Origin of the sequence: Streptomyces sp. NPDC096339 (genome assembly GCF_044762985.1) — a bacterium.
Classification (GTDB): domain Bacteria; phylum Actinomycetota; class Actinomycetes; order Streptomycetales; family Streptomycetaceae; genus Streptomyces.
This window is the reverse complement of the sequence record NZ_JBIWFI010000005.1, coordinates 108,319-130,128: the sequence shown is the minus strand read 5'-3', so window position 1 is coordinate 130,128 and position 21,810 is coordinate 108,319. Positions and strand designations below refer to the sequence as shown.

General features: G+C 72.2%; 19 protein-coding genes and 1 pseudogene. 10 read left to right on the top strand and 10 right to left on the bottom strand.

The annotated features are described in order from the left end of the window. Positions 1-46 precede the first annotated feature (46 nt). Genes afsQ1 through ACIQ5Y_RS10695 form a run of 3 tightly spaced genes read left to right on the top strand, consistent with a single transcriptional unit; the run spans position 47 to position 2,857 of the window. The gene (gene afsQ1, locus ACIQ5Y_RS10705) at positions 47-724 is read left to right on the top strand and encodes a two-component system response regulator AfsQ1 (protein WP_063754818.1); all 678 of its coding nucleotides are present in this window, start codon (positions 47-49) and stop codon (positions 722-724) included. Further along, complete coding sequence (locus ACIQ5Y_RS10700) at positions 721-2,208, top strand: ATP-binding protein (RefSeq protein ID WP_403877839.1); 1,488 nt, start codon at positions 721-723, stop codon at positions 2,206-2,208. Before afsQ1 ends, ACIQ5Y_RS10700 begins: the two co-directional genes overlap by 4 nt. Beyond that, positions 2,201-2,857: a hypothetical protein gene (locus ACIQ5Y_RS10695; RefSeq protein WP_403878196.1), complete on the top strand. Its 657-nt coding sequence runs from the start codon at positions 2,201-2,203 to the stop codon at positions 2,855-2,857. Before ACIQ5Y_RS10700 ends, ACIQ5Y_RS10695 begins: the two co-directional genes overlap by 8 nt. A gap of 1,565 nt (positions 2,858-4,422) precedes the next feature. On the opposite strand, the gene ACIQ5Y_RS10690 is transcribed toward ACIQ5Y_RS10695, so the two are convergent. The 3 genes from ACIQ5Y_RS10690 to ACIQ5Y_RS10680 all read right to left on the bottom strand — a co-directional run bounded on the left by ACIQ5Y_RS10690 (position 4,423) and on the right by ACIQ5Y_RS10680 (position 7,505). After that, positions 4,423-6,069, bottom strand: a complete 1,647-nt coding sequence (locus ACIQ5Y_RS10690) for a phospho-sugar mutase (RefSeq protein WP_403877836.1) — start codon at positions 6,067-6,069, stop codon at positions 4,423-4,425. A gap of 58 nt (positions 6,070-6,127) precedes the next feature. After that, complete coding sequence (locus ACIQ5Y_RS10685) at positions 6,128-6,934, bottom strand: purine-nucleoside phosphorylase (RefSeq protein ID WP_403877833.1); 807 nt, start codon at positions 6,932-6,934, stop codon at positions 6,128-6,130. Between the two features lie 133 nt (positions 6,935-7,067). Continuing rightward, a complete protein-coding gene (locus ACIQ5Y_RS10680; protein ID WP_007266087.1) occupies positions 7,068-7,505 on the bottom strand; it encodes a gamma-glutamylcyclotransferase in 438 nt (145 codons plus the stop codon). A 208-nt stretch (positions 7,506-7,713) separates the two neighbouring features. Here ACIQ5Y_RS10680 and ACIQ5Y_RS10675 point away from each other — a divergent pair, with 208 nt between their 5' ends. Beyond that, positions 7,714-9,153 (top strand): NAD(P)H-quinone dehydrogenase, encoded by a 1,440-nt coding sequence (locus ACIQ5Y_RS10675; protein ID WP_384744702.1) that lies wholly within the window; start codon positions 7,714-7,716, stop codon positions 9,151-9,153. A gap of 177 nt (positions 9,154-9,330) precedes the next feature. Beyond that, the gene (locus ACIQ5Y_RS10670; RefSeq protein ID WP_403877829.1) at positions 9,331-10,278 is read left to right on the top strand and encodes a DeoR/GlpR family DNA-binding transcription regulator; all 948 of its coding nucleotides are present in this window, start codon (positions 9,331-9,333) and stop codon (positions 10,276-10,278) included. A 342-nt stretch (positions 10,279-10,620) separates the two neighbouring features. Here the strand turns inward: ACIQ5Y_RS10670 and ACIQ5Y_RS10665 are convergent, their stop codons facing one another. Next, positions 10,621-12,384, bottom strand: coding sequence for an acetyl/propionyl/methylcrotonyl-CoA carboxylase subunit alpha (locus ACIQ5Y_RS10665; RefSeq protein ID WP_403877826.1), 1,764 nt, complete (start codon positions 12,382-12,384; stop codon positions 10,621-10,623). A 375-nt stretch (positions 12,385-12,759) separates the two neighbouring features. On the opposite strand from ACIQ5Y_RS10665, the gene ACIQ5Y_RS10660 reads away from it, so the two are divergent. Beyond that, complete coding sequence (locus ACIQ5Y_RS10660; RefSeq protein WP_403877823.1) at positions 12,760-13,203, top strand: hypothetical protein; 444 nt, start codon at positions 12,760-12,762, stop codon at positions 13,201-13,203. On the opposite strand, the gene ACIQ5Y_RS10655 is transcribed toward ACIQ5Y_RS10660, so the two are convergent. The 6 genes and pseudogenes from ACIQ5Y_RS10655 to ACIQ5Y_RS10630 all read right to left on the bottom strand — a co-directional run. Continuing rightward, complete coding sequence (locus ACIQ5Y_RS10655; protein WP_403877820.1) at positions 13,184-13,801, bottom strand: Maf family protein; 618 nt, start codon at positions 13,799-13,801, stop codon at positions 13,184-13,186. The genes ACIQ5Y_RS10660 and ACIQ5Y_RS10655 overlap by 20 nt on opposite strands. 22 nt (positions 13,802-13,823) lie before the next feature. After that, complete coding sequence (gene mmpB / locus ACIQ5Y_RS10650; RefSeq protein WP_376661733.1) at positions 13,824-13,958, bottom strand: morphogenic membrane protein MmpB; 135 nt, start codon at positions 13,956-13,958, stop codon at positions 13,824-13,826. Between the two features lie 90 nt (positions 13,959-14,048). Next, positions 14,049-14,258 (bottom strand): acyl-CoA carboxylase epsilon subunit, encoded by a 210-nt coding sequence (locus tag ACIQ5Y_RS10645; protein ID WP_403877816.1) that lies wholly within the window; start codon positions 14,256-14,258, stop codon positions 14,049-14,051. 18 nt (positions 14,259-14,276) lie between these two features. Further along, complete coding sequence (locus ACIQ5Y_RS10640; RefSeq protein WP_403877813.1) at positions 14,277-15,875, bottom strand: acyl-CoA carboxylase subunit beta; 1,599 nt, start codon at positions 15,873-15,875, stop codon at positions 14,277-14,279. Positions 15,876-15,924: 49 nt separating this feature from the next. Beyond that, the gene (locus ACIQ5Y_RS10635; protein WP_403878193.1) at positions 15,925-16,233 is read right to left on the bottom strand and encodes a zinc ribbon domain-containing protein; all 309 of its coding nucleotides are present in this window, start codon (positions 16,231-16,233) and stop codon (positions 15,925-15,927) included. Beyond that, a pseudogene (locus ACIQ5Y_RS10630) lies at positions 16,213-16,464 on the bottom strand (helix-turn-helix domain-containing protein); the annotation flags it as partial. The gene ACIQ5Y_RS10635 and the pseudogene ACIQ5Y_RS10630, both read right to left, overlap by 21 nt. Before the next feature lie 57 nt (positions 16,465-16,521). Between ACIQ5Y_RS10630 and ACIQ5Y_RS10625 the strand changes: the two are divergent. The 4 genes from ACIQ5Y_RS10625 (at position 16,522) to ACIQ5Y_RS10610 (ending at position 21,244) form a co-directional block, all read left to right on the top strand. After that, on the top strand, positions 16,522-17,385 hold the full coding sequence (locus tag ACIQ5Y_RS10625) for a biotin--[acetyl-CoA-carboxylase] ligase (RefSeq protein WP_403877811.1): 864 nt from the start codon (positions 16,522-16,524) through the stop codon (positions 17,383-17,385). A gap of 210 nt (positions 17,386-17,595) precedes the next feature. Then, positions 17,596-18,750 (top strand): adenylate/guanylate cyclase domain-containing protein, encoded by a 1,155-nt coding sequence (locus ACIQ5Y_RS10620; RefSeq protein ID WP_403877808.1) that lies wholly within the window; start codon positions 17,596-17,598, stop codon positions 18,748-18,750. 476 nt (positions 18,751-19,226) lie between these two features. Continuing rightward, entirely contained in the window at positions 19,227-20,027 is an 801-nt protein-coding gene (locus ACIQ5Y_RS10615) for an enoyl-CoA hydratase/isomerase family protein (RefSeq protein WP_403877805.1), read from the top strand. A 101-nt stretch (positions 20,028-20,128) separates the two neighbouring features. Beyond that, positions 20,129-21,244 carry a diguanylate cyclase domain-containing protein gene (locus tag ACIQ5Y_RS10610; RefSeq protein ID WP_403877802.1) on the top strand — a complete coding sequence of 372 codons (1,116 nt, stop codon included), beginning with the start codon at positions 20,129-20,131 and terminating at the stop codon, positions 21,242-21,244. The last annotated feature ends 566 nt before the right edge of the window (positions 21,245-21,810 follow it).

Sequence of the window (21,810 nt, the reverse complement as noted above, 5' to 3'; positions counted from 1 at the left end):
CTCCCGACGGTCGAACTCCCGACGGCACATGGGACAGAATGAGCCCGTGCCTTTCCTGTTGCTGATCGAGGACGACGACGCCATCCGCACGGCCCTCGAACTCTCCCTGTCACGCCAGGGCCACCGTGTGGCCACCGCGGCGACGGGCGAGGACGGCCTGAAACTGCTGCGCGAGCAGCGGCCGGACCTGATCGTGCTGGACGTCATGCTGCCCGGGATCGACGGCTTCGAGGTGTGCCGGCGGATCCGCCGCACCGACCAGCTGCCGATCATCCTGCTCACCGCGCGCAGCGACGACATCGACGTGGTCGTCGGTCTGGAGTCCGGTGCCGACGACTACGTGGTCAAGCCCGTCCAGGGGCGTGTCCTCGACGCCCGCATCCGTGCCGTGCTGCGCCGCGGCGAGCGCGAGTCCAGCGACTCGGCGAGCTTCGGCTCCCTCGTCATCGACCGCGCCGCCATGACGGTCACCAAGAACGGCGAGGACCTCCAGCTCACCCCGACCGAGCTGAGGCTGCTGCTGGAGCTCAGCCGCAGGCCCGGACAGGCACTGTCACGCCAGCAACTCCTGCGCCTCGTCTGGGAACACGACTACCTCGGCGACTCGCGGCTCGTCGACGCCTGTGTGCAGCGGCTGCGCGCCAAGGTCGAGGACGTACCGTCCTCGCCCACCCTGATCCGCACGGTCCGGGGCGTCGGATACCGCCTGGACTCCCCGCAGTGATCCGCGCGCTGCTCGCGGGCCGGCGCTGGACCAGCCTGCGGCTGCGGCTCCTCATCGTCTTCGCGCTGGTCGCACTGACCGCCGCCGTCTCCGCCTCCGGCATCGCCTACTGGCTCAACCGCGAGGCGGTGCTCACCCGTACCCAGGACGCCGCCCTCGGCGACTTCCGGCGGGAGATGCAGGACAGGGCCGCGGCCCTGCCCGCCGACCCCACGGCGGAGGAGCTCCAGCGCACCGCGGAACTCATGGCGGGCAAGAGCCCCGGGTACAGCGTGCTGCTGGTCGACGAGACCAAGGACCACCATCAGGTGATCGGCACCGGCGGCTCCGACCCCTTCGGGCTGGGCGACGTACCGAAGTCCCTCCAGCACGCGGTGAACGACCGTCAGAAGACCACCTCGGCCAACGACGCCGAGTACCACATGTACTGGCAGCGGACGAAGCCGAACGGCAACCCGTACCTGGTCGGCGGGACGCGGATCGTGGGCGGCGGACCGACCGGCTACATGTACAAGTCGCTCGCCCAGGAACGGGACGACCTCAACGCGCTCGGCTGGTCCCTGACGATCGCGACCGGCCTCGCCCTGCTCGGCTCCGCGCTGCTCGCCCAGGCCGCGGCCCGCACCGTGCTCAAGCCCGTACAGCGGCTCGGCGACGCGGCTCGGCGGCTCGGCGAGGGCGAACTCGACCACCGGCTCGACGTGCGCGGCACGGACGAACTCGCCGACCTCTCCCGCACCTTCAACAAGACGGCGGAGGCGCTGGAGAAGAAGGTCGCCGACATGAGCGCGCGGGAGGAGGCGAGCAGGCGCTTCGTCGCGGACATGTCCCACGAACTGCGCACGCCGCTCACCGCGTTGACCGCCGTCGCCGAGGTGTTGGAGGAGGAGGTCGACGACCTCGACCCGATGATCGCGCCGGCGGTGGCGCTGGTCGTCAGCGAGACGCGCCGCCTCAACGACCTGGTGGAGAACCTGATGGAGGTCACCCGCTTCGACGCGGGAACGGCCAAGCTGGTCCTCGACGACGTCAACGTCGCCGACCAGGTCACGGCCTGCATCGACGCACGGGCCTGGCTCGACGCGGTCGAACTCGACGCCGGACGCGACATCGTGGCGCGCCTCGACCCGCGCCGTCTCGACGTGATCCTGGCCAACCTCATCGGCAACGCGCTCAAGCACGGCGGCTCGCCGGTGCGGGTGTCGGTGTCGGTGGAGGACGAGTGGCTCGTCATCGCGGTCCAGGACAACGGCCCGGGCATCCCGGAGGAGGTCCTGCCGCACGTCTTCGACCGCTTCTACAAGGCGAGCGCGTCGCGCCCGAAGTCGGACGGCAGCGGTCTCGGGCTGTCGATCGCCATGGAGAACGCGCACATTCACGGCGGCGACATCACCGCCGCCAACGTGGCCGGGGCAGGTGCGCTGTTCACGCTGCGCCTGCCCGTGGACGTGGGGAAGGTACTGGCGGGTGAGCAGGATGCGTAGGGCGCTGCCGGTGGGACCGGTGGCTTCGGCCCTGCTCCTGGCCGTCGTCGCCGCGTCGGCGACGGGGTGCGGGATCCGCGCCACGACCGTGCCGGTGGACGTCGGCCCGGCGCCCTCCAGGGTGTCCTGCGACACCCCGGCGCAGCCGAGCGGGCAGAACACGGTGCAGGGCTTCCGCGCCACGGTGGAACTGGTCTGCGGATCGCAGCTGGTCGGCGTGGAACGGGTCGTCCCGGTGCCCGAGAAGCGCGGGTCGCTGAAGGACCCCGTGGCGCTCATCGCGCAGGCGCTGCTGGAGGCCCTGGAGAAGCCGCTGTCCGCACAGGAACGGGACGCCGGCTTCACGACGGGTGTCCCGGACCAACTGATGGCCACCGCGCCGAGGTCCGGCGACCCGGCGGGCACGGTACGGCTGAGCCGCAAGCCGGAGGACCTCCCCCCGGTGGCGCTCTCCCAGCTCGTGTGCACCCTGGCGGGCAACGAGACGATCTCGGCGGGCCCCGGCCGACCGGTCACCCTGGGCGGCCCGGACGCGGACCCGCCGCGCACCTGGGAATGCACCGACGCCGTCCGCTCCCGCCCGGAGTCGGTCCCGACCCTCGGCGAAATCGCCCGCCCGTCGGCCTCGCCGGGGGCTACGGCGAGGTGATCGGGGGCGGGGGCGGGTTGGCGTAGGTCGCTCGTGGCGCGGGCCGCCCATTCCCCCCTCGACCCCCCAAGCCCAGGCGGTGGCTGCCCACCCGCCTCTTTGGGTGCGGGTGGGTGGGCGGTACGTCGTCCCACTGCTCCGGGGTCTGAACGGTTCGGGGTGCTGGGGCGGGGAGCCCCGGAGGGGCGGAGGGTGAACAGCCGGTCGGGACCTCGGTGGGCGGTGCCCCGGCCGGTCCGCAGCCAGAGAAGTCTTGGGGGTTTCCCGTCAGTCCCATCGTCCTTCCGCGTCGGGCCGGCCTGTCAAGGGCGCTCCCTTCGGTCGCGTCGCTGCGCGACGGCCTTCGGCCGCCCTTGACAGACCGTCCCGCCACGGAAAGACAAGGACTGCCGGGAACCCCCCAAAGGAACGGGCCGGGCCAGAGATTCCAAGACGGGCCGACAGCAATGCTTGACCCGGTTGAGGTGGGGCAGACCCCTCCTCGGGCCACCAAGCCCACGGGCCGGGCCGGGCAGGCGGCCACCCTCCCCGAAACCCCCACCACAAGCCCCTCGGCGGGAGGAAGGGCGCGTCAAATCGCTACGCGCTCCTCGCGTCTCGGCGTCTGACGACCGTCTGGGGCTGGTCACGCCCCAGATCGCTACGCGCTCCTCTTTGACGGCGTCCGACGGCTGCCGTGGGCTGGACATAAGCCGCCTACACCCTTGAATCGTCTTCCATGACGGCGTCTGGCGGCTGTGTTCGGGTCACCGCGAGTATCGGCCCCGGACGGGGGTCAGTCGCGGTCGTGGAGAAGCGCGTAGCGATCGTGGGCGGCTTATGACCAGCCCGAAGAGGCCGTGGGCGCCGTCGGGGAGAAGCGCGTAGCGATCTGGTGCGTGACCAGCCTCAGGCGGGGGCCGGACGCTGAGACGTGAGGAGCGCGTAGCGATTTGATGCGCCCTTCCTGCCGCTCAGGCTCTTGTGGTCGACCTTTGGAGGGGTGTGGCCGCCTGTGCGGCCCGGAGGGCGAGGTGGGCGGCCCGAGGTGAGGCCCGCTGTCCCGGAGCCTGGTCGGGCGTTGCTGTGGGCCCGTGTTGGAATCTCTGGCCCGGCCCGTTCCTTTGGGGGGTTCCCGGCAGTCCTTGTCTTTCCGTGGCGGGACGGTCTGTCAAGGGCGGCCGAAGGCCGTCGCGCAGCGACGCGACCGAAGGGAGCGCCCTTGACAGGCCGGCCCGACGCGGAAGGACGATGGGACTGACGGGAAACCCCCAAGACTTCTCTGGCTGCGGACCGGCCGGGGCACCGCCCACCGAGGTCCCGACCGGCTGTTCACCCTCCGCCCCTCCGGGGCTCCCCGCCCCAGCACCGCCGAACCGTTCAGGCCCCGGAGCAGTGGGACGACGTACCGCCCACCCACCCGCACCCAAAGAGGCGGGTGGGCAGCCACCGCCCGGGCCCGGGGGGTCGAGGGGGGAATGGGCGGCCCGCGCCATGAGCGACCTGCGCCAACCCGCCCACGCCAACGCCCCCCGAGCCCATGGGCTCGGGGGGCGTTGGCGTACGGCCGGGCCGCCGCAGGCGGGTCAGATGCCGGCCGCGGCTGCCAGGTCCTTTTTGATGGCGTCCAGGATCTCCTGGCCGCGCGCGCGGGACGGGGCGAGGTCGGAGGCCTCGGCGACCGGGACGACGACCTCCAGGTAGCACTTCAGCTTCGGCTCCGTGCCCGACGGGCGGACGATCACGCGGGCCTTGTAGTCGCCGTCGAGGTAGTAGCGCAGGCCGTCCGTCGGCGGGAGGGCCGCCGAGCCGACGTTGAGGTCCTCCGCCGAGACGACCCGCAGCCCCGCCAGGGAAGTCGGCGGCTCGGCGCGCAGCGCCGCCATCGCCGAGGCGATGACCGACAGGTCCGAGACGCGGACCGAGAGCTGGTCGGTGGCGTGCAGGCCGTGGGCCATCGCCAGGTCGTCCAGCAGGTCGGTCAGGGTGCGGCCCTGCTCCTTGAGCTCCGAGGCCAGTTCGGCGACCAGCAGCGCGGCGGTGATGCCGTCCTTGTCGCGGACTCCCTCGGGGTCCACGCAATAGCCGAGCGCTTCCTCGTACCCGTAGCGCAGGCCCTCCACGCGGGAGATCCACTTGAAGCCCGTCAGGGTCTCCTCGTAGGGCAGGCCGGCCGCCTCGGCGATCCGGCCGAGGAGGCTGGAGGAGACGATCGATTCCGCGAAGGTGCCCTGTGCGCCCTTGTGGACGAGGTGGGCGGCGAGGAGCGCGCCGACCTCGTCGCCGCGCAGCATCCGCCAACCGCCGTCGTCGGGCACGGCCACCGCGCAGCGGTCTGCGTCCGGGTCGTTGGCGATGACGATGTCCGGGTTGACCTCGGCGGCCTTCGCGAAGGCCAGGTCCATCGCGCCCGGCTCCTCCGGGTTGGGGAAGGCGACGGTGGGGAAGGCCGGGTCGGGCTCGGCCTGCTCGGCGACGAGGACCGGGTCCGGGAAGCCGGCGCGGGCGAAGGCCGCCAGGACGACCTCCTTGCCGACGCCGTGCATGGCCGTGTAGACGGTCCGAACGCCCCGGGGGGAGCCGGGGGTCAGGACGGCGTCCGTACGGGCCAGGTAGGCCTCCAGGACCTCCTCGTCGAGCTGCAGCCAGCCGTCCTTGGGGCGGTCGACGGAGTCGAGCGTCGTCACGCGGGCGATGTGGCCCGCGATCTCGGCGTCCGCGGGGGAGACGATCTGCGAGCCGTCGCCGAGGTAGACCTTGTAGCCGTTGTCCCGGGGAGGGTTGTGGCTCGCGGTGACCTCGACGCCGGCGACGGCGCCCAGGTGCCTTATGGCGTAGGCGAGGACGGGCGTCGGCAGGGGGCGGGGCAGGATGGCCGCGCGCAGCCCGGCGCCGGTCATCACGGCCGCGGTGTCGCGGGCGAAGTCCTCGGACTTGTAGCGGGCGTCGTAGCCGACGACGACGAGGCCGCCGTCGTGGCCCTGGGCCTTCAGGTAGGCCGCGAGGCCCGCCGCGGCCCGGATGACCACCGAGCGGTTCATCCGCATCGGGCCCGCGCCGATCTCACCGCGCAGCCCGGCCGTGCCGAACTGCAGGGTGCCGGAGAACCGGTCCGCGAGCTCGGTGGTGTCGCCCGCCTCGATGAGCGCGGCGAGCTCGGCCGCGGTCTCCGGGTCGGGGTCCTCCGCCAGCCAGGCCTGGGCCCGGGTGATCAGGTCGTCCTGTTCCTGCACTGCTTCCGCCTTACCTCTCGTGACCTTCCGTGGCCTGCCTCGTACGTCGACCAGTCGATCAGATGCGGGCGAGGACCTGCGTGAGGAGCGTGCCCATGCGGGCGGCCGAGTCGCGGCCGGCCTGGAGGACCTCTTCGTGGTTCAGGGGCTCGCCGGACAGGCCCGCCGCCAGGTTGGTGACCAGGGAGATGCCGAGCACCTCGGCGCCGGCCTCGCGGGCGGCGATGGCCTCCAGCACGGTGGACATGCCGACCAGGTCGGCGCCCATGACGCGGATCATGTTGATCTCGGCCGGGGTCTCGTAGTGCGGGCCGGGGAACTGGACGTAGACGCCCTCTTCGAGGGTCTCGTCGATCTCCTTGCACATCGCGCGCAGCCGCGGCGAGTAGAGGTCGGTGAGGTCCACGAAGTTCGCGCCGACGATCGGCGAGGTGGCCGTGAGGTTCAGGTGGTCGCTGATCAGGACCGGCTGGCCGGGCTTCATGCCCTCGCGCAGACCGCCGCAGCCGTTGGTCAGGACGACGGTCTTGCAGCCGGCAGCGACGGCCGTGCGGACGCCGTGGGCGACGGCGGCGACGCCGCGGCCCTCGTAGTAGTGGGTCCGGCCGAGGAAGAGCAGCGCGCGCTTGTCGCCGATCTTGTACGAGCGGATCTTGCCGCCGTGGCCCTCGACGGCGGGCGGCGGGAAGCCGGGCAGCTCGGTGACCGGGAATTCGGCCTCGGGCGCGCCCAGGGCCTCGGCGGCGGGGGCCCAGCCGGAGCCCATGACGAGGGCGACATCGTGGGATTCGACGCCGGTGAGCTCGCTCAGGCGGGCGGCGGCGGCGTCGGCGGCGGCGAAGGGATCGGTAGCAAATGCGTTCACGCCGACGAGCGTAGCCGCTTATCGCCTACGCGCGTAGATGGCACAGCTCACGGTGTTCGGATCGTTGCCTTGTCGTTTCCGCCGAATCGTCCCCGGACGGCCCCGTGGGCCCGGGCCGGCGAAGGGGAGGGCGTCAGCAGGGGCGCTTGCGGAGTTCCATCACGTAGTCGTGCGGGGCGCCCGCGGACTCGGCCGCGTCGGCGATCTCGCCCAGGTAGCGGGCGGAGGGCAGCCCGCCCTCGTAACCGTTGAGGACGTAGCACCAGGCCGCTTCCTCGCCGTCCAGGGTGTGGACGCGGATCCGCATGCGGCGGTAGATGTCGAGACCGACGCCCTCCCAGCGGTCCATCGAGTCCTCGTCCAGCGGCGCGATGTCGTACAGGGCGACGAAGACCTGCTGGCGCGGCGCCTCCACGATCGTGGCGAGTGCGCCCTCCCAGCCCATCTGCTCGCCGCCGAAGGTCAGCCGCCAGTCGTTGATCCAGCCCGTGCCGCGCAGCGGCGAATGCGGGGCGCGGCGCGTCATCAGCCGCGGGTCGAGGTTGCCGGCGTACGCGGCGTAGAGCGACATGAGTCCGAGGGTACGGGAGGGGTGCCGGTGGACGCGTTCCGGCTGCCGTCCCGGCGGGGGTACCCCGGACGGAGCCCTCGGGAGGGACCGGGCGCGAAGCACCTTGATGCGTGCGGGACAATGGGGCACGGAATGCATCCCCCGGGGAGACCCCCCGGAACACCGGCCGGGGCGGCAGCCGGCCGGGTAGACGTGAGGCGGACTTTTCGTGACCCGGATCGTGATCATCGGCGGCGGACCCGGCGGGTATGAGGCAGCCCTGGTGGGGGCCCAGCTCGGTGCGGAGGTGACCGTCGTCGACTGCGACGGTCTGGGCGGGGCGTCGGTGCTGACCGACTGCGTGCCCTCCAAGACGCTCATCGCGACCGCCGAGGTCATGACGACCTTCGACTCGTCGTACGAAGAGCTCGGCATCGTCGTCGCGGACGACACGCCGCCCATCGAGCAGGCCGCGCGCGTCGTCGGCGTCGACCTCGGCAAGGTGAACCGGCGCGTCAAGCGCCTGGCGCTCGCCCAGTCCCACGACATCACCGCCTCCGTCACCCGGGCCGGCGCCCGCGTGGTGCGCGGCCGCGGCAAGCTCGGCGGTCCGCAGGGCATCGACGGCACGCGGGACGTCATCGTCACCGCCGCCGACGGCACCGAGACGATCCTGACCGCCGACGCCGTGCTGATCGCGACCGGCGGCACTCCGCGCGAGATCCCCGACGCGATGCCCGACGGGGAGCGCATCCTGAACTGGACCCAGGTCTACGACCTGGAGGAGCTCCCCGAGGAGCTCATCGTGGTCGGCTCCGGCGTCACCGGCGCCGAGTTCGCCGGCGCGTACCAGGCCCTCGGTTCCCGCGTGACCCTGGTGTCCTCCCGCGACCGCGTGCTGCCGGGCGAGGACCCCGACGCGGCCGCCGTCCTGGAGGACGTCTTCCGCCGCCGCGGCATGAACGTCGTCGGACGCTCCCGCGCCGAATCCGCCAAGCGGGTGGGCGACCGGGTGGAGGTCACGCTCTCGGACGGCCGCGTGCTGACCGGTACGCACTGCCTGATGGCCGTCGGCGCGATCCCGAACACCAAGGACATGAACCTGGAGGAGTCCGGGGTCCGGCTCAAGGAGTCCGGGCACATCTGGACCGACAAGGTCTCCCGCACCTCCTCGCCGGGCGTGTACGCGGCCGGTGACGTCACCGGCATCTTCGCGCTCGCGTCGGTGGCGGCCATGCAGGGCCGTATCGCGATGTACCACTTCCTCGGTGACGCGGTGGCCCCGCTGAACCTGAAGACGGTCTCCTCGAACGTCTTCACCGACCCCGAGATCGCCACCGTCGGCTACACCCAGGCGGACGTGGACGCCGGCAAGATCGACGCCCGGGTCGTCAAGCTCCCGCTGCTGCGCAACCCGCGCGCCAAGATGCAGGGCATCCGGGACGGCTTCGTGAAGCTGTTCTGCCGTCCGGGCACCGGCATCGTGGTGGGCGGCGTGGTCGTCTCCCCGCGCGCCAGCGAGCTGATCCACCCGATTTCGATCGCGGTCGACAACAACCTGACGGTCGAGCAGATCGCAAACGCGTTCACCGTGTACCCCTCGCTGTCCGGGTCGATCGCCGAGGTGGCCCGCCAGCTGCACACGCGGAAGGCCGCCGGAGAGGCCTGATTCACTCCCAACCGCCGCATATCGCAAGGGAGTTGAGGGCGGGGCGCAGTGGTGTGGCCGGACGTTCACCCAAGTCTCGGGCTGCGTATACCACTAGTCGCCCCGCCATATGGACAACTTCGGTATTCCGGCGCAAGGAGCTGAAACCAGACGGTCGTTGGGGTTACTGTCAGTTTCGTGTTCGCTGCAGAACGTCGCCAATTGATCCTCGAAATGGTGCGGGCCAACGGAGCGGTTTCGCTCCGGGAGCTCGCCCGTGTCGTCCAGACCTCCGAAGTGACCGTACGGCGGGACGTGCGGGCACTGGAGGCAGAAGGACTCCTCGACCGCCGGCACGGCGGTGCGGTGCTGCCGGGCGGTTTCACCCGTGAATCCGGCTTCCCGCAAAAGTCCCATCTCGCGACGGCGGAGAAGACCGCCATCGCCGATGTCGCGGCCTCCCTCGTCGAAGAGGGCGAGGCCGTCGTCGTCGGAGCGGGCACCACGACCCAGGAGCTGGCCCGCCGGCTCGCGCGGGTGCCCGGCCTGACCGTCGTGACCAACTCGCTGCTCGTCGCCCAGGCGCTGGCGCACGCCAACCGGGTGGAGGTCGTCATGACCGGCGGCACCCTGCGCGGCTCCAACTACGCGCTGGTCGGCAGTGGTGCGGAACAGTCCCTCCAGGGGCTCCGGGTCTCCCGGGCCTTCCTCTCGGGCAGCGGCCTGACGGCCGAGCGCGGCCTGTCGACGTCCAACATGCTGAGCGCGAGCGTGGACCGGGCGCTGGTGCAGGCGGCTGCGGAGGTGGTCGTCCTCGCGGACCACACGAAGCTCGGTACGGACACCATGTTCCAGACGGTGCCGACGGACGTCATGACGCGGCTGGTGACGGACGAGCCGCCGCCGCACGACGACCGGGCCGGTACGGAGTTGCAGGCGCTGGCGGATCAGGGCGTGCAGATCACCGTGGCCGGGGCGACCGCCGGGGCTCCGGTGGACGGCATGCCGGGGCGCCGTCCCCGGAGGGAGTCCCCCCTGCCGGTGCAGAGGCGTGGCGGGCCGTCCGCGCAGCTGCGCAGCGCCCCCGCCGGGCTGCTGGAGCAGGCGGGTGAGCGGGCGCGGGTCGCGGACATGCGACGCCGCTAGCCGTGCGGCGCGGGTGGCGGGTGCGGTGCCGGTGGGCCCGTGCGGGCCAGCTGCCGGGGCTCCGCCCCGGACCCCGCGCCTCAAACGCCGGCGGGGCTGGATTCACCCAGGCAGGGCCGCAAACGTGCCCGGCGGGGCTGGATTCACCCACCGCAGGGCCGCGAACGTGCTCGGCGGGGCTGGATTGCCCGTAGGGCAATTCCAGCCCCGCTGGCGTTTGAGGCGCGGGGGTGCGGGGGCGGAGCCCCCGGAGCGGCGGCGCGCATGCGCATGGTGCGTCCGGACAGGCGTGAGGCCCGGCATCCCTGAAGGGGTGCCGGGCCTCACGGGTGGTCAGGGACGTCAGTCCTTGATCTCGCAGATCGTCGCGCCCGACGTCAGGCTCGCGCCGACCTCGGCCGTGAGGCCCACGATGGTGCCCGAGCGGTGGGCGTTCAGCGGCTGCTCCATCTTCATGGCCTCGAGGACGACGATCAGCTCGCCCTCCTCGACTCGCTGGCCCTCCTCGACCGCGACCTTGACGATCGTGCCCTGCATCGGGGAGGCGAGGGTGTCGCCGGAGGCGGCCGGGCCGGACTTCTTGGCCGCGCGGCGCTTCGGCTTCGCGCCGCCCGCGGCGGCCGTGCGGGCCAGGGTCATGCCCAGGGACGACGGCAGGGAGACTTCGAGGCGCTTGCCGCCGACCTCGACGACCACCGTCTCGCGGCCCGGCTCGTCCTCGGTGTCCTCCGCGGCCGGGGCCGCGAACGCCGGGATCTCGTTGACGAACTCGGTCTCGATCCAGCGGGTGTAGACCGTGAACGGGTTGCCGTCGGTGGGCGCGAACGCGGGGTCGGTGACGACCGCACGGTGGAAGGGGATGGCCGTGGCCATGCCCTCGACCTCGAACTCGGCGAGCGCGCGGGCCGCGCGCTGCAGCGCCTGCTCGCGGGTGGCGCCGGTGACGATCAGCTTGGCGAGGAGGGAGTCCCAGGCCGGGCCGATGACGCTGCCGGACTCGACGCCCGTGTCGAGGCGGACGCCCGGACCGGTCGGCGGGGCGAACTTGGTGACGGTGCCGGGCGCCGGCAGGAAGCCGCGGCCCGGGTCCTCGCCGTTGATGCGGAACTCGAACGAGTGACCGCGCAGGACCGGGTCGCCGTAACCGAGCTCCTCGCCGTCGGCGATGCGGAACATCTCGCGCACGAGGTCGATGCCGGCGACCTCTTCGGTGACGGGGTGTTCGACCTGGAGGCGGGTGTTGACCTCGAGGAAGGAGATCAGGCCGTCCGCGGAGACCAGGAACTCCACCGTGCCGGCGCCGACGTAGCCGGCTTCCTTCAGGATGGCCTTGGACGCGGCGTACAGCTCCGCGTTCTGAGCCTCGCTCAGGAACGGCGCGGGGGCCTCCTCGACCAGCTTCTGGTGGCGGCGCTGGAGCGAGCAGTCACGGGTGGAGACGACGACCACGTTGCCGTGGGAGTCGGCCAGGCACTGCGTCTCGACGTGGCGCGGCTTGTCGAGGTACCGCTCGACGAAGCACTCGCCGCGACCGAACGCGGCGACGGCCTCACGGACGGCGGAGTCGTAGAGCTCGGGGACCTCTTCGAGGGTGCGGGCGACCTTCAGGCCGCGACCGCCACCGCCGAAGGCCGCCTTGATGGCGATCGGCAGGCCGTGTTCCTTGGCGAACGCCACGACCTCGTCGGCACCCGAGACGGGGTCGGGGGTGCCCGCGACCAGCGGCGCGCCGGCGCGCTGGGCGATGTGGCGGGCGGCGACCTTGTCGCCGAGGTCGCGGATGGCCTGCGGCGGCGGGCCGATCCAGGTCAGGCCGGCGTCGATGACGGCCTGCGCGAAGTCGGCGTTCTCGGACAGGAATCCGTATCCGGGGTGGATGGCGTCCGCACCGGAGTCGGCGGCGGCCTGGAGCACCTTGGAGATGTCCAGGTAGCTCGCGGCCGGGGTGTCACCGCCCAACGCGAAAGCTTCGTCGGCCGCGCGGACGTGCAGAGCGTCCCGGTCCGGATCGGCGTAGACGGCTACGCTCGCGATCCCGGCGTCCCGGCAGGCCCGGGCAACGCGGACAGCGATTTCGCCACGGTTGGCGATGAGCACCTTGCGCACGATGGCTCCCTCCTTGAAACAAGCTGAGTTTAGGGACAGCCCACACGGCCTTTCGACCCTTCCCCAGTGGTGAGCTTGCCCACACAGAGTGTGATGCGAGCAGCGTCCCGCTGGAGAACCCTTGTGGCGCCCCAGGTCAGGGGGATCCCCGACTGCACAGTAACCCCGTCATGTTGCCGAGGTCTCTGTCATGCGGGTCAGCCGCCCCGGGTGATTCTTTGTCGAGTCCCTACGAACGGTGCATCTTTTCTTTGCTTGATCGCTGTGCCGGGGCACTCGCGTAACGAACCGGCCCGGACCCCTTGTCCGCACGTTTACCCGTTAGTAGCCTCCAGGCGTCGAACGGGCTTGTGACGCGTGGGGGGTGGGGGCGAGGTGCTGCGCAGACTCGTGGCCGGACTGGCCGCGATCGTACTGGTCGCGGAAGCGGCAGTGCTCGTACTCGTCCACCTCGTGTTGGGCCGGACCACCGCGAACCAGTCGATGTCCATCGCGGGCAGCGACCCGGATGTCATGTCCAAGGCAACCTACGGGTTGGGGGCGGGCATGGGTGCCTTCCTCCTGCTGTGTGCGGTGTTCGCCGCCGTCGCCGCGGTCCGCGACCGGCGGCCCGGCCGCTTCGCGCGCATCGTGATCGTCGCCGCCGCCGTCACCCATGGGGTGCTCGGCATCCTCACCGTCGTACTGGTCGGCTGGGCCGCCTTCGCCGCGATGATGCTGATCCTTTGCCTGCTGGTGCTGACCCTGCTCCTCTACGAGGACCGGGCGCAGGCGCCCGCCGCCGGACCGGTCGGGGAGCTCAAGCCCACAAATCCGTGATGGATACACCCAGTTCGCCCAGCAGTGAGCGCAGCATCGGCATGGAAAGCCCGATCACGTTCCCGTGGTCCCCGTCGATGCCCTCGATGAACGGCGACGACAGGCCGTCCAGGGTGAACGCCCCCGCCACGTGCAGCGGCTCGCCGCTGGCCACGTACGCCGCGACCTCCGCGTCCGTCGGCTCGCCGAAGTGGACCGTGGTGGACGCCGTCGCCGAGACCTGACGGCCGCTCGCCGTGTCGATCACGCAGTGCCCGGTGCGCAGTACGCCCGACCGCCCGCGCATCGACTTCCAGCGCGCGGTGGCCTCCTCGGCGTCCGCCGGCTTGCCCAGCGCCTCGCCGTCCAGCTCCAGCACCGAGTCGCAGCCGATGACCAGCGTGCCCGCGGCCTCCTCCAGGCCCGCCACGACCGCCGCCTTCGCCTCGGCCAGCGCCAGCGCCAGGGCGGCGGGCTCGTCGTGGTTCAGGGTGTCCTCGTCGAAGCCGCTGACGATCACGTGCGGGGCGAGCCCCGCCTGCCGCAGCAGGTTCAGCCGGGCGGGGGAGGCGGAGGCGAGCACGAGCTTGCGGGGGGAAGACGTCGTCATGCCCGCCATCGTAGGCCGACGGGGGCGGCCCTCAGAAAGGTCCTACGCCCAGGACGTAGACCGCCACGAGCATGGCGAGGAGGAGCACCACCGTCATCCGCCGGACCATCGCCTGCGCGTCGCGCATGTCCTTGGGCGGCTCGTTCTCAGGGTCGGACCAGAGCATGCCCCGATCCTGTCCCCGCGGACGGGTGGGGCGCCTGAGTACGGGTACTCAGGCGCCACCGTCCGTTCGCATCAGATCCGCCGGATCCGATCAGGCGGGCCAGTACGTACGACCCCAGGCGCGCGGCCCCGGGCGCGGCACGCGGCGGCGCGCCACCCGGGCCGGCCGCGACCACTCGTCCGGTACCCGGGGAGCGCCCGACGGCGTGGAAGCCAGCGCCGCCGCGCGCGCTTGGACCACCGCCAGTGCGGCGGCCAGCTCCTCCGGGGTGGGGTTCCCCTTGACGACCTTGATGACCACTGGATTTGCCTCCCGGTCCTAGAGGGGGATGTTGCCGTGCTTCTTCGGCGGCAGGGACTCCCGCTTGGTGCGCAGCTGCCGCAGTCCCTTCGCCACGTGCGCCCGGGTCTCGGACGGCATGGTCACCGCGTCGATGTAACCGCGCTCGGCCGCCGTGTACGGGTTCAGCAGCGTGTCCTCGTACTCGGCGATCAGCCGGGCGCGGACGGCCTCCACGTCCTCGCCGGCGGCCTCCGCCTCGGCGATGGTGCGCCGGTGCAGGATGTTCACCGCGCCCTGCGCGCCCATGACGGCGATCTGGGCGGTCGGCCAGGCCAGGTTGAGGTCCGCGCCGAGGTGCTTGGAGCCCATGACGTCGTAGGCGCCGCCGAAGGCCTTGCGGGTGATGACGGTGATCAGGGGGACGGTGGCCTCGGCGTAGGCGTAGATCAGCTTCGCGCCGCGCCGGATGATTCCGTTGTACTCCTGGTCCGTGCCCGGGAGGAAGCCCGGCACGTCGACGAACGTCAGCACCGGGATGTTGAAGGCGTCGCAGGTCCGCACGAAGCGCGCGGCCTTCTCGGAGGCGTTGATGTCCAGGCATCCGGCGAACTGCATCGGCTGGTTGGCGACGACACCCACCGGGTGGCCCTCGACCCGGCCGAAGCCGGTCAGGATGTTCGGCGCGAAGAGCGACTGGGTCTCCAGGAACTCCGCGTCGTCCAGCACGTGCTCAATGACAGTGTGCATGTCGTACGGCTGGTTCGCACTGTCGGGGATCAGCACGTCGAGCTCGCGGTCGAGGTCGGAGACCTCGGTGTCCGCCTCCTCGGGGAAGGCGGGCGGCTCCGAGAGGTTGTTCGACGGCAGGTACGCGAGCAGCGACTTCACGTACTCGATGGCGTCCTTCTCGTCGCCCGCCATGTGGTGGGCGACGCCGGACGTGCTGTTGTGGGTCCGGGCCCCGCCGAGCTCCTCGAAGCCGACGTCCTCGCCGGTGACCGTCTTGATGACGTCCGGGCCGGTGATGAACATGTGCGAGGTCTGGTCGACCATGACCGTGAAGTCGGTGATGGCGGGGGAGTACACGGCGCCGCCTGCGCAGGGCCCGACGATCAGGCTGATCTGCGGGATGACACCGGAGGCGTGCACGTTGCGGCGGAAGATCTCGCCGTACATGCCCAGCGCGCTGACGCCCTCCTGGATGCGGGCGCCGCCGGAGTCGTTGATGCCGACGAGCGGGCAGCCGGTCTTCAGCGCGAAGTCCATGACCTTCATGATCTTCTGGCCGTAGGTCTCGCCGAGGGCCCCGCCGAAGACGGTGAAGTCCTGTGAGAACACGGCCACCGGGCGGCCGTCCACCGTGCCGTAGCCGGTGACGACGCCGTCGCCGTACGGACGGGTCTTCTCCAGGCCGAAGTTGGTGGAGCGGTGCCGGGCGAGCTCGTCCAGCTCGACGAAGGACCCTTCGTCGAGCAGCAGGGCCACCCGCTCACGAGCCGTCAGCTTGCCCTTGGCGTGCTGCTTCTCCACCGCGCGGGCGGAACCGGCATGGGTGGCTTCCTCGATGCGGCGCTGCAGATCCGCGATCTTGCCCGCGGTGGTGTGCATGTCGATCGGCTCTGACGGTTGTGGCATCGGGGTCGCGGCTCCCTGCGTGGTGTCAACGGCCTGGTCAATTGATTGACTACTGCTGGCTACTGGTGCGTAGCGTATCGGCGGGCATGGCGCCCGGCAGTGCGGCGTTTGACACACCTGATGTGGCTTGCTTGGCCTCGCCTCCTTCCCTAGGGGAAGGGGATCCCACCCTCACGGGTAGTGCTTCCTGCTTCGACACGGGTTGCCCGGTCCGGGGGGATCCCCGGTGAGGTCTTACATCCGCTCCACAGGCCGACACCGCCGGCCCGGCGGCCAGAAGATTGATCGCCGCGTTCTCGTCCCGGTCGTGGGCCGTCCCGCAGCTCTCGCACTTCCAAACATCGGCAAGGTAGGCCAGTTCCTCGGTCTGCCTCCACGCGGTGAGTATTGCGGAGGTCTGGGCGTAGGTCATCCGTTCCTGGCGTGACCAGGCGTCGGCGCGGGCGGACAGTGCCAGGTTGTAGACCTTCCGAACGCACCCGAACGTCCTCGAAAGCTCCGCTGCCTGTGTGTCGTCAGGGTAGAAACGGAACCTGAATGCTCTCTTTACCTCAGAATTCCCCACGGCCCGGAAGCTAGGGTCGGTCATGATCCGAACACGAGCCCGGGTCAATGGATCACACACGGCGACATAAGGAATCCGATCATGGCGTCAGATGCATCAGGAGGAGCTCCCGCCGGACGCTGGTCCAGCCTGGAGCGGCCGCCGCTGAACGAAGAGGCCCTGCGGCGGGCCCTCGTCACCGACGGGGGGCTGTGGACCTCCCTGGAGGTCGTCGCGGCCACCGGGTCGACCAACTCCGATCTCGCGGCCCGGGCGGCGCAGCTGGCCGACGGGGCCGTGCTCGTCGCCGAGGAACAGACCGCGGGACGCGGGCGGCTCGACCGGAGCTGGGTCGCGCCGGCCCGCTCGGGGCTGTTCTTCTCCGTACTCCTCAAGCCGGGCGACGCGGTGCCGCAGGAGCGCTGGGGGTGGCTGACCCTGCTCGCCGGGGTGGCCACCGCGACCGGGCTGTCCAGGGCGGCGGGCGTGGACACCGCCCTCAAGTGGCCCAACGACCTCCTCGTCACCGTGGACGGGGAGGAGCGCAAGACCGCCGGGATCCTCGCCGAGCGGGTCGGAGACGGGGTCGTCGTCGGCATCGGGCTCAACGTGACGCTGACCGAGGACGAGCTGCCGGTCCCGGAGGCCGGTTCGCTGTCCCTGGCCAAGGCGGCCGTCACCGACCGCGACCCGCTGCTGAGGGCCGTACTGCGCTCTCTGGAGCAGTGGTACGGGGACTGGCGCGAGGCCGGGGGAGACCCGGCCGCCAGCGGGCTCCAGGAGACCTACGCGGCGGGCTGCGCGACCCTCGGCCGGCACGTCCGCGCGGATCTCCCGGGCGGGCGCACCCTCACCGGAACGGCCGAAGCGGTCGACGCGGAGGGACGCCTGGTCATCCGTACCGCCGAGAACCGCCACGAAGCGGTCACCGCAGGTGATGTGGTGCACCTCCGGTCCGTCCACTGACAGCCCCGGATCAGGCCTTCTTGCCCGCGGCAGCGTGCCGGGAGGGCTCCGGACGCGGGTTCCGGGGCCTCCGGGGCGGGCGGGGCCGAATTCCCCGCGGAGTGGGGAGTGAGCTACGGCACACCTGCCGTATGGTTTAGGCGATCCCGGTACTCGTGGTGACCACCGGCTCGGCACGGCAGTGCGCACGCAATGGACAGGAGGCGGCCCTTGACCGTCGACGACTCTACGTCCAGCGCGCCCGCCCCCGGGCCGACGGGCCCCGGCACCCCGATCGGGCGGGACCAGCACACCCCGCACCACGAGGTCGACCACACGGTCCAGCCGACGGCGGATCCGCTCGCCATCCGGCTGGAGCAGCTGATCCTGGGCGCCGAGCGCCGGTACACGCCCTTCCAGGCCGCCCGCAGCGCCGGGGTGTCGATGGAGCTGGCGTCCCGCTTCTGGCGGGCCATGGGCTTCGCCGACATCGGCCAGGCCAAGGCCCTGACCGAGGCGGACGTACTGGCGCTGCGCCGGCTCGCCGGTCTGGTGGAGGCCGGGCTGCTGTCCGAGCCGATGGCGGTGCAGGTGGCGCGGTCCACCGGGCAGACCACCGCCCGGCTGGCCGAATGGCAGATCGATTCCTTCCTGGAGGGGCTCACGGAGCCGCCGGAGCCGGGGATGACCCGTACGGAGGTCACGTACCCGCTGGTCGAGCTGCTGCTGCCGGAGCTGGAGGAGTTCCTCGTCTACGTGTGGCGGCGCCAGTTGGCGGCCGCCACCGGGCGGGTGGTGCAGGTGGCGGACGACGAGGAGATGGTCGACCGGCGCCTCGCGGTGGGCTTCGCCGACCTGGTGGGCTTCACCCGCCTCACGCGGCGGCTGGAGGAGGAGGAACTCGGCGAGCTGGTCGAGTCCTTCGAGACGACCTCGGCGGACCTGGTGGCCGCGTACGGCGGCCGGCTGATCAAGACCCTCGGCGACGAGGTGCTGTACTGCGCCGACGACGCGGCGACGGCGGCGGAGATCGCGCTGCGGCTGATCGAGACGATGGAAGTCGACCCCCAGATGCCGGAGCTGCGGGTCGGGATCGCCTTCGGCACGGTGACGACCCGCATGGGCGACGTCTTCGGGACCACCGTGAACCTGGCGAGCCGGCTGACCTCGATAGCGCCGAAGGACGCGGTGCTGGTGGACGGGGCGATGGCCGAGGAACTGGGCCGCACCGGGGCGGCGCCGGTGTCCGAGAAGGAAGCCGAGGCCGAGGAGGGCGGCGGCTCCTACCGCTTCGCGCTCCAGCCGATGTGGCAGCGGCCGGTGCGTGGCCTGGGCGTGGTGGAGCCGTGGTCGCTCTCGCGGAGGAAGCCGAGGACGCAGGGCTGACCTCCGGGTGCGGAGCCTGCTGCGCAGACCTCCCGGGCCCCGCACTCCCGCGCCGGCGGGGTGCTCGGCGGTGCGGCCCATGTGACACCCCCGTGCCGTCGGGGTCGGGTGTGCGGTGGGGTGCCCCCGCAGGGCGTCGAACGCGACCACCCCGCACTTCGCACCGCCTCGTCACGTTCGACGCCCGAGGAGGTGCCCCGGCGCGCGCCCGGCCCCGGCGGCCCGTAGGCGCGGCCCCGGAGCGGGTGCCGCTGCGCGGAGCGGTCCCCGACCCGCCCTTCCGCCCCCAGCTACCGCTGGGAGGTGCCCCCTGTTCCCCGGGGCTCCGCCCCGGACCCCGCGCCTCAAACGCCGGCGAGGCTGAAAAGCCCCCGTGCTCCGCCCGGACCCGTCACGGGGGCAGGGTTCTTGACCCGGTGGCGGGATGCCGGACTACAGTGCGGCGATAACGCTCGTTAACCGGGAGGGTCGCAGGCATGTCTGAGCAGCGCTTCGGAGAGTTCGTCGCGGTACGTCGGGAAGGCGACGGGCACGTCGCGGAGCTGGCGATGGACCGGCCCAAGGCGATGAACGCGGTGTCGACGGAGATGGCCCGGTCCATCGGCGCCGCCTGCGCCGCCCTCGCGGGGGACCCGTCTGTGCGGGTCGTCGTGCTCACCTCCACCGCCGAGCGGGCCTTCTGTGTGGGCGCGGACCTCAAGGAGCGCAACTCGCTGTCGGACGCCGAGCTCGTGCGGCAGCGGCCGACCACGCGGGGCGCGTACGGGGGCGTGCTGGAGCTGCCGATGCCGACGATCGCGGCCGTGCACGGCTTCGCGCTGGGCGGCGGCTTCGAGCTGGCCCTGGCCTGCGATGTGATCGTCGCCGACGAGACGGCCGTGGTGGGCCTGCCCGAGGTGTCGGTGGGCGTGATCCCCGGCGGCGGCGGTACGCAGCTGCTGCCGCGCCGGGTGGGCGCGGCGCGAGCGGCCGAGCTGATCTTCACCGCGCGCCGGGTGGAGGCGGCCGAGGCGCTGTCCCTGGGCCTGGTGGACTCGGTCGTGGCGGCCGGGCAGGACACGGCCGAGGCCCTCGCGCTGGCCTCCCGGATGGCGGCGAACTCCCCGGTGGGGCTGCGCGCGGCCAAGCGGGCGCTGCGGCTGGGGCACGGGATGGACCTGTCGGCGGGCCTGGAGATCGAGGACGCGGCCTGGCGGACGGTGGCCTTCTCCGGGGACCGGGCGGAGGGCGTGGCGGCGTTCAACGAGAAGCGCAAGCCGAACTGGCCGGGTGAGTGAGCGCTCCGAACGACCTCCGGGTGATCACCGTTCGTGATCTTCCCGGCACCTAAAGTCGCGCCGATTGTTACTAATCAGACAAAACTCCCTAACCTGTGGTGATGGGAGTTGACGGGCGGCTGCGAGCAGTGGTGGGCCTCGCGCAGGCGATGGCCGCGGCCTCGACGCCGCGGGACAGTGTGCGGGCGGCCGCGCGGGGCGCGCGGGTGGCGCTGGACGGGTCGTTCGCCGCGATCTCCGCGTGGGAGCGGGAGCGGGGGCGCCTGCGGGTGCTCGTGAACGAGGGGGAGCGGCGGGCGGGGGAGGAGGAGTTTCCCGAGGACGAGTCCTACCCCGTGCACGACTTCCCCGAGATCACCGAGTTCCTGCACGAACGCTGGGCGGGCGGCGGCGGTCCCCATGCCTGGGTCGAGAGCGCCGTCGGCGACCGCCCCGGGCGGCGGGGCGCCGCCCTGCGCCGGCGGGGGCGCGGGACGTGCGTGGTCGCGCCCGTCGTGCTCAGCGGGCGGGCCTGGGGCGAGCTGTACGTGGCCCGGGACGAGGGTCTGCCCGACTTCGACGCGGACGACGCGGAGTTCGCGACCGTACTGGCGGCCGTCGTGGCGGCCGGCCTCGCCCAGAACGAGCGGCTGGAGGAGGCCCGGCGCCTGGCCTTCACGGACCCGCTGACCGGTCTCGCGAACCGGCGGGCGGTCGACATGCGGCTCGACGAGGCGTTGGAGGAACACCGGCGCACGGGCGCGGTGGTGAGCCTCGTCGTGTGCGACCTGAACGGGCTGAAGAAGGTCAACGACACCCTGGGCCATGCGATGGGCGACCGGCTGCTGGAGCGGTTCGGGTCGGTGCTGAGCCTGTGCGGGGCCATACTCCCCGGCGCGCTGGCGGCGCGGCTGGGAGGCGACGAGTTCTGCCTGGTGGGGGTCGGGCCGAGCGCGGACGAGGTCGTACGGGTGACGGAGGAGCTGTGTGCCCGGGCGGCCGAGCTGGAGCTGGGTGAGGGGGTGGCCTGCGGGGTGGCCTCCACCGGGGATCCGATCGGGCCGGTGAAGTCCTCCAGGCGGCTGTTCCGGCTGGCGGACGCCGCGCAGTACAAGGCGAAGGCGGCGCGCTCCCCGAAGCCGGTCGTCGCCGGGCGCGACACCGCGGTGGTCCGGATGGCGGACGCCGCCGCCGAGGCCGCCTCGGGCGAACGCCGCCGCTTCCGGGGCCGCCCGTAGCCCTCCCGGGCCGGGTGGCGTCCTCGTCTGCGCCGCCGCCGCGCAAGCGCCCCCGGGCTCCGCCCGGGCCCCCTGGGGCTCCGCCCCAGACCCCGCGCCTCAAACGCCGGCGAGGCTGAATTGGGGGCTCCGCCGCAGGCCCCGTGCCTCAAGCGCCGGCGGGGCTGGATTCGGGGTTCCGCCCCGGGCCCCGTGCCTCGAGCGCCGGCGGGGCTGCATTGGGGGCTCCGCCCCGGGCCCCGTGCCTCAAGCGTCGGCGGGGCTGGATTCGGGGTTCCGCCCCGGGCCCCGTGCCTCGAGCGTCGGCGGGGCTGGGTTCGGGGGCTGGATTGGCCGCAGGGTGATTTCAGCCCCGCCGGCGTGTGAGGCGCGGGCGCGGAGCGCCGTGTTCGGGGCGGTAGGCAAAAGCTCGGCGCAGCCGAGAACCAGCCCCGCCGGCGTTTGAGGGGCGGGGGCGTGGGGGCGGGGCCCCCGGAGCGGTGTCGGGCCCGACCGTCCGGCGCTGGATGGGCGGCGGCCCGTGAGGCCCCGCGCGGCGGGGAGGCTGCGGCCGTAAGGGGTCCTGG

Excerpts from the sequence above, each read along its gene's own strand:
- ACIQ5Y_RS10695 (WP_403878196.1), top strand. The coding sequence starts at position 2,201 with ATGCGTAGGGCGCTGCCGGTGGGACCGGTGGCTTCGGCCCTGCTCCTG.
- ACIQ5Y_RS10680 (WP_007266087.1), bottom strand. The coding sequence starts at position 7,505 with ATGTCGCTCTACGCCGCGTACGCCGGCAACCTCGACCCGCGGCTGATG.
- ACIQ5Y_RS10655 (WP_403877820.1), bottom strand. The coding sequence starts at position 13,801 with ATGGCGGGCATGACGACGTCTTCCCCCCGCAAGCTCGTGCTCGCCTCC.
- mmpB (WP_376661733.1), bottom strand. The coding sequence starts at position 13,958 with ATGCTCTGGTCCGACCCTGAGAACGAGCCGCCCAAGGACATGCGCGAC.
- ACIQ5Y_RS10640 (WP_403877813.1), bottom strand. The coding sequence starts at position 15,875 with ATGCCACAACCGTCAGAGCCGATCGACATGCACACCACCGCGGGCAAG.
- ACIQ5Y_RS10625 (WP_403877811.1), top strand. The coding sequence starts at position 16,522 with ATGGCGTCAGATGCATCAGGAGGAGCTCCCGCCGGACGCTGGTCCAGC.
- ACIQ5Y_RS10615 (WP_403877805.1), top strand. The coding sequence starts at position 19,227 with ATGTCTGAGCAGCGCTTCGGAGAGTTCGTCGCGGTACGTCGGGAAGGC.
- ACIQ5Y_RS10610 (WP_403877802.1), top strand. The coding sequence starts at position 20,129 with ATGGGAGTTGACGGGCGGCTGCGAGCAGTGGTGGGCCTCGCGCAGGCG.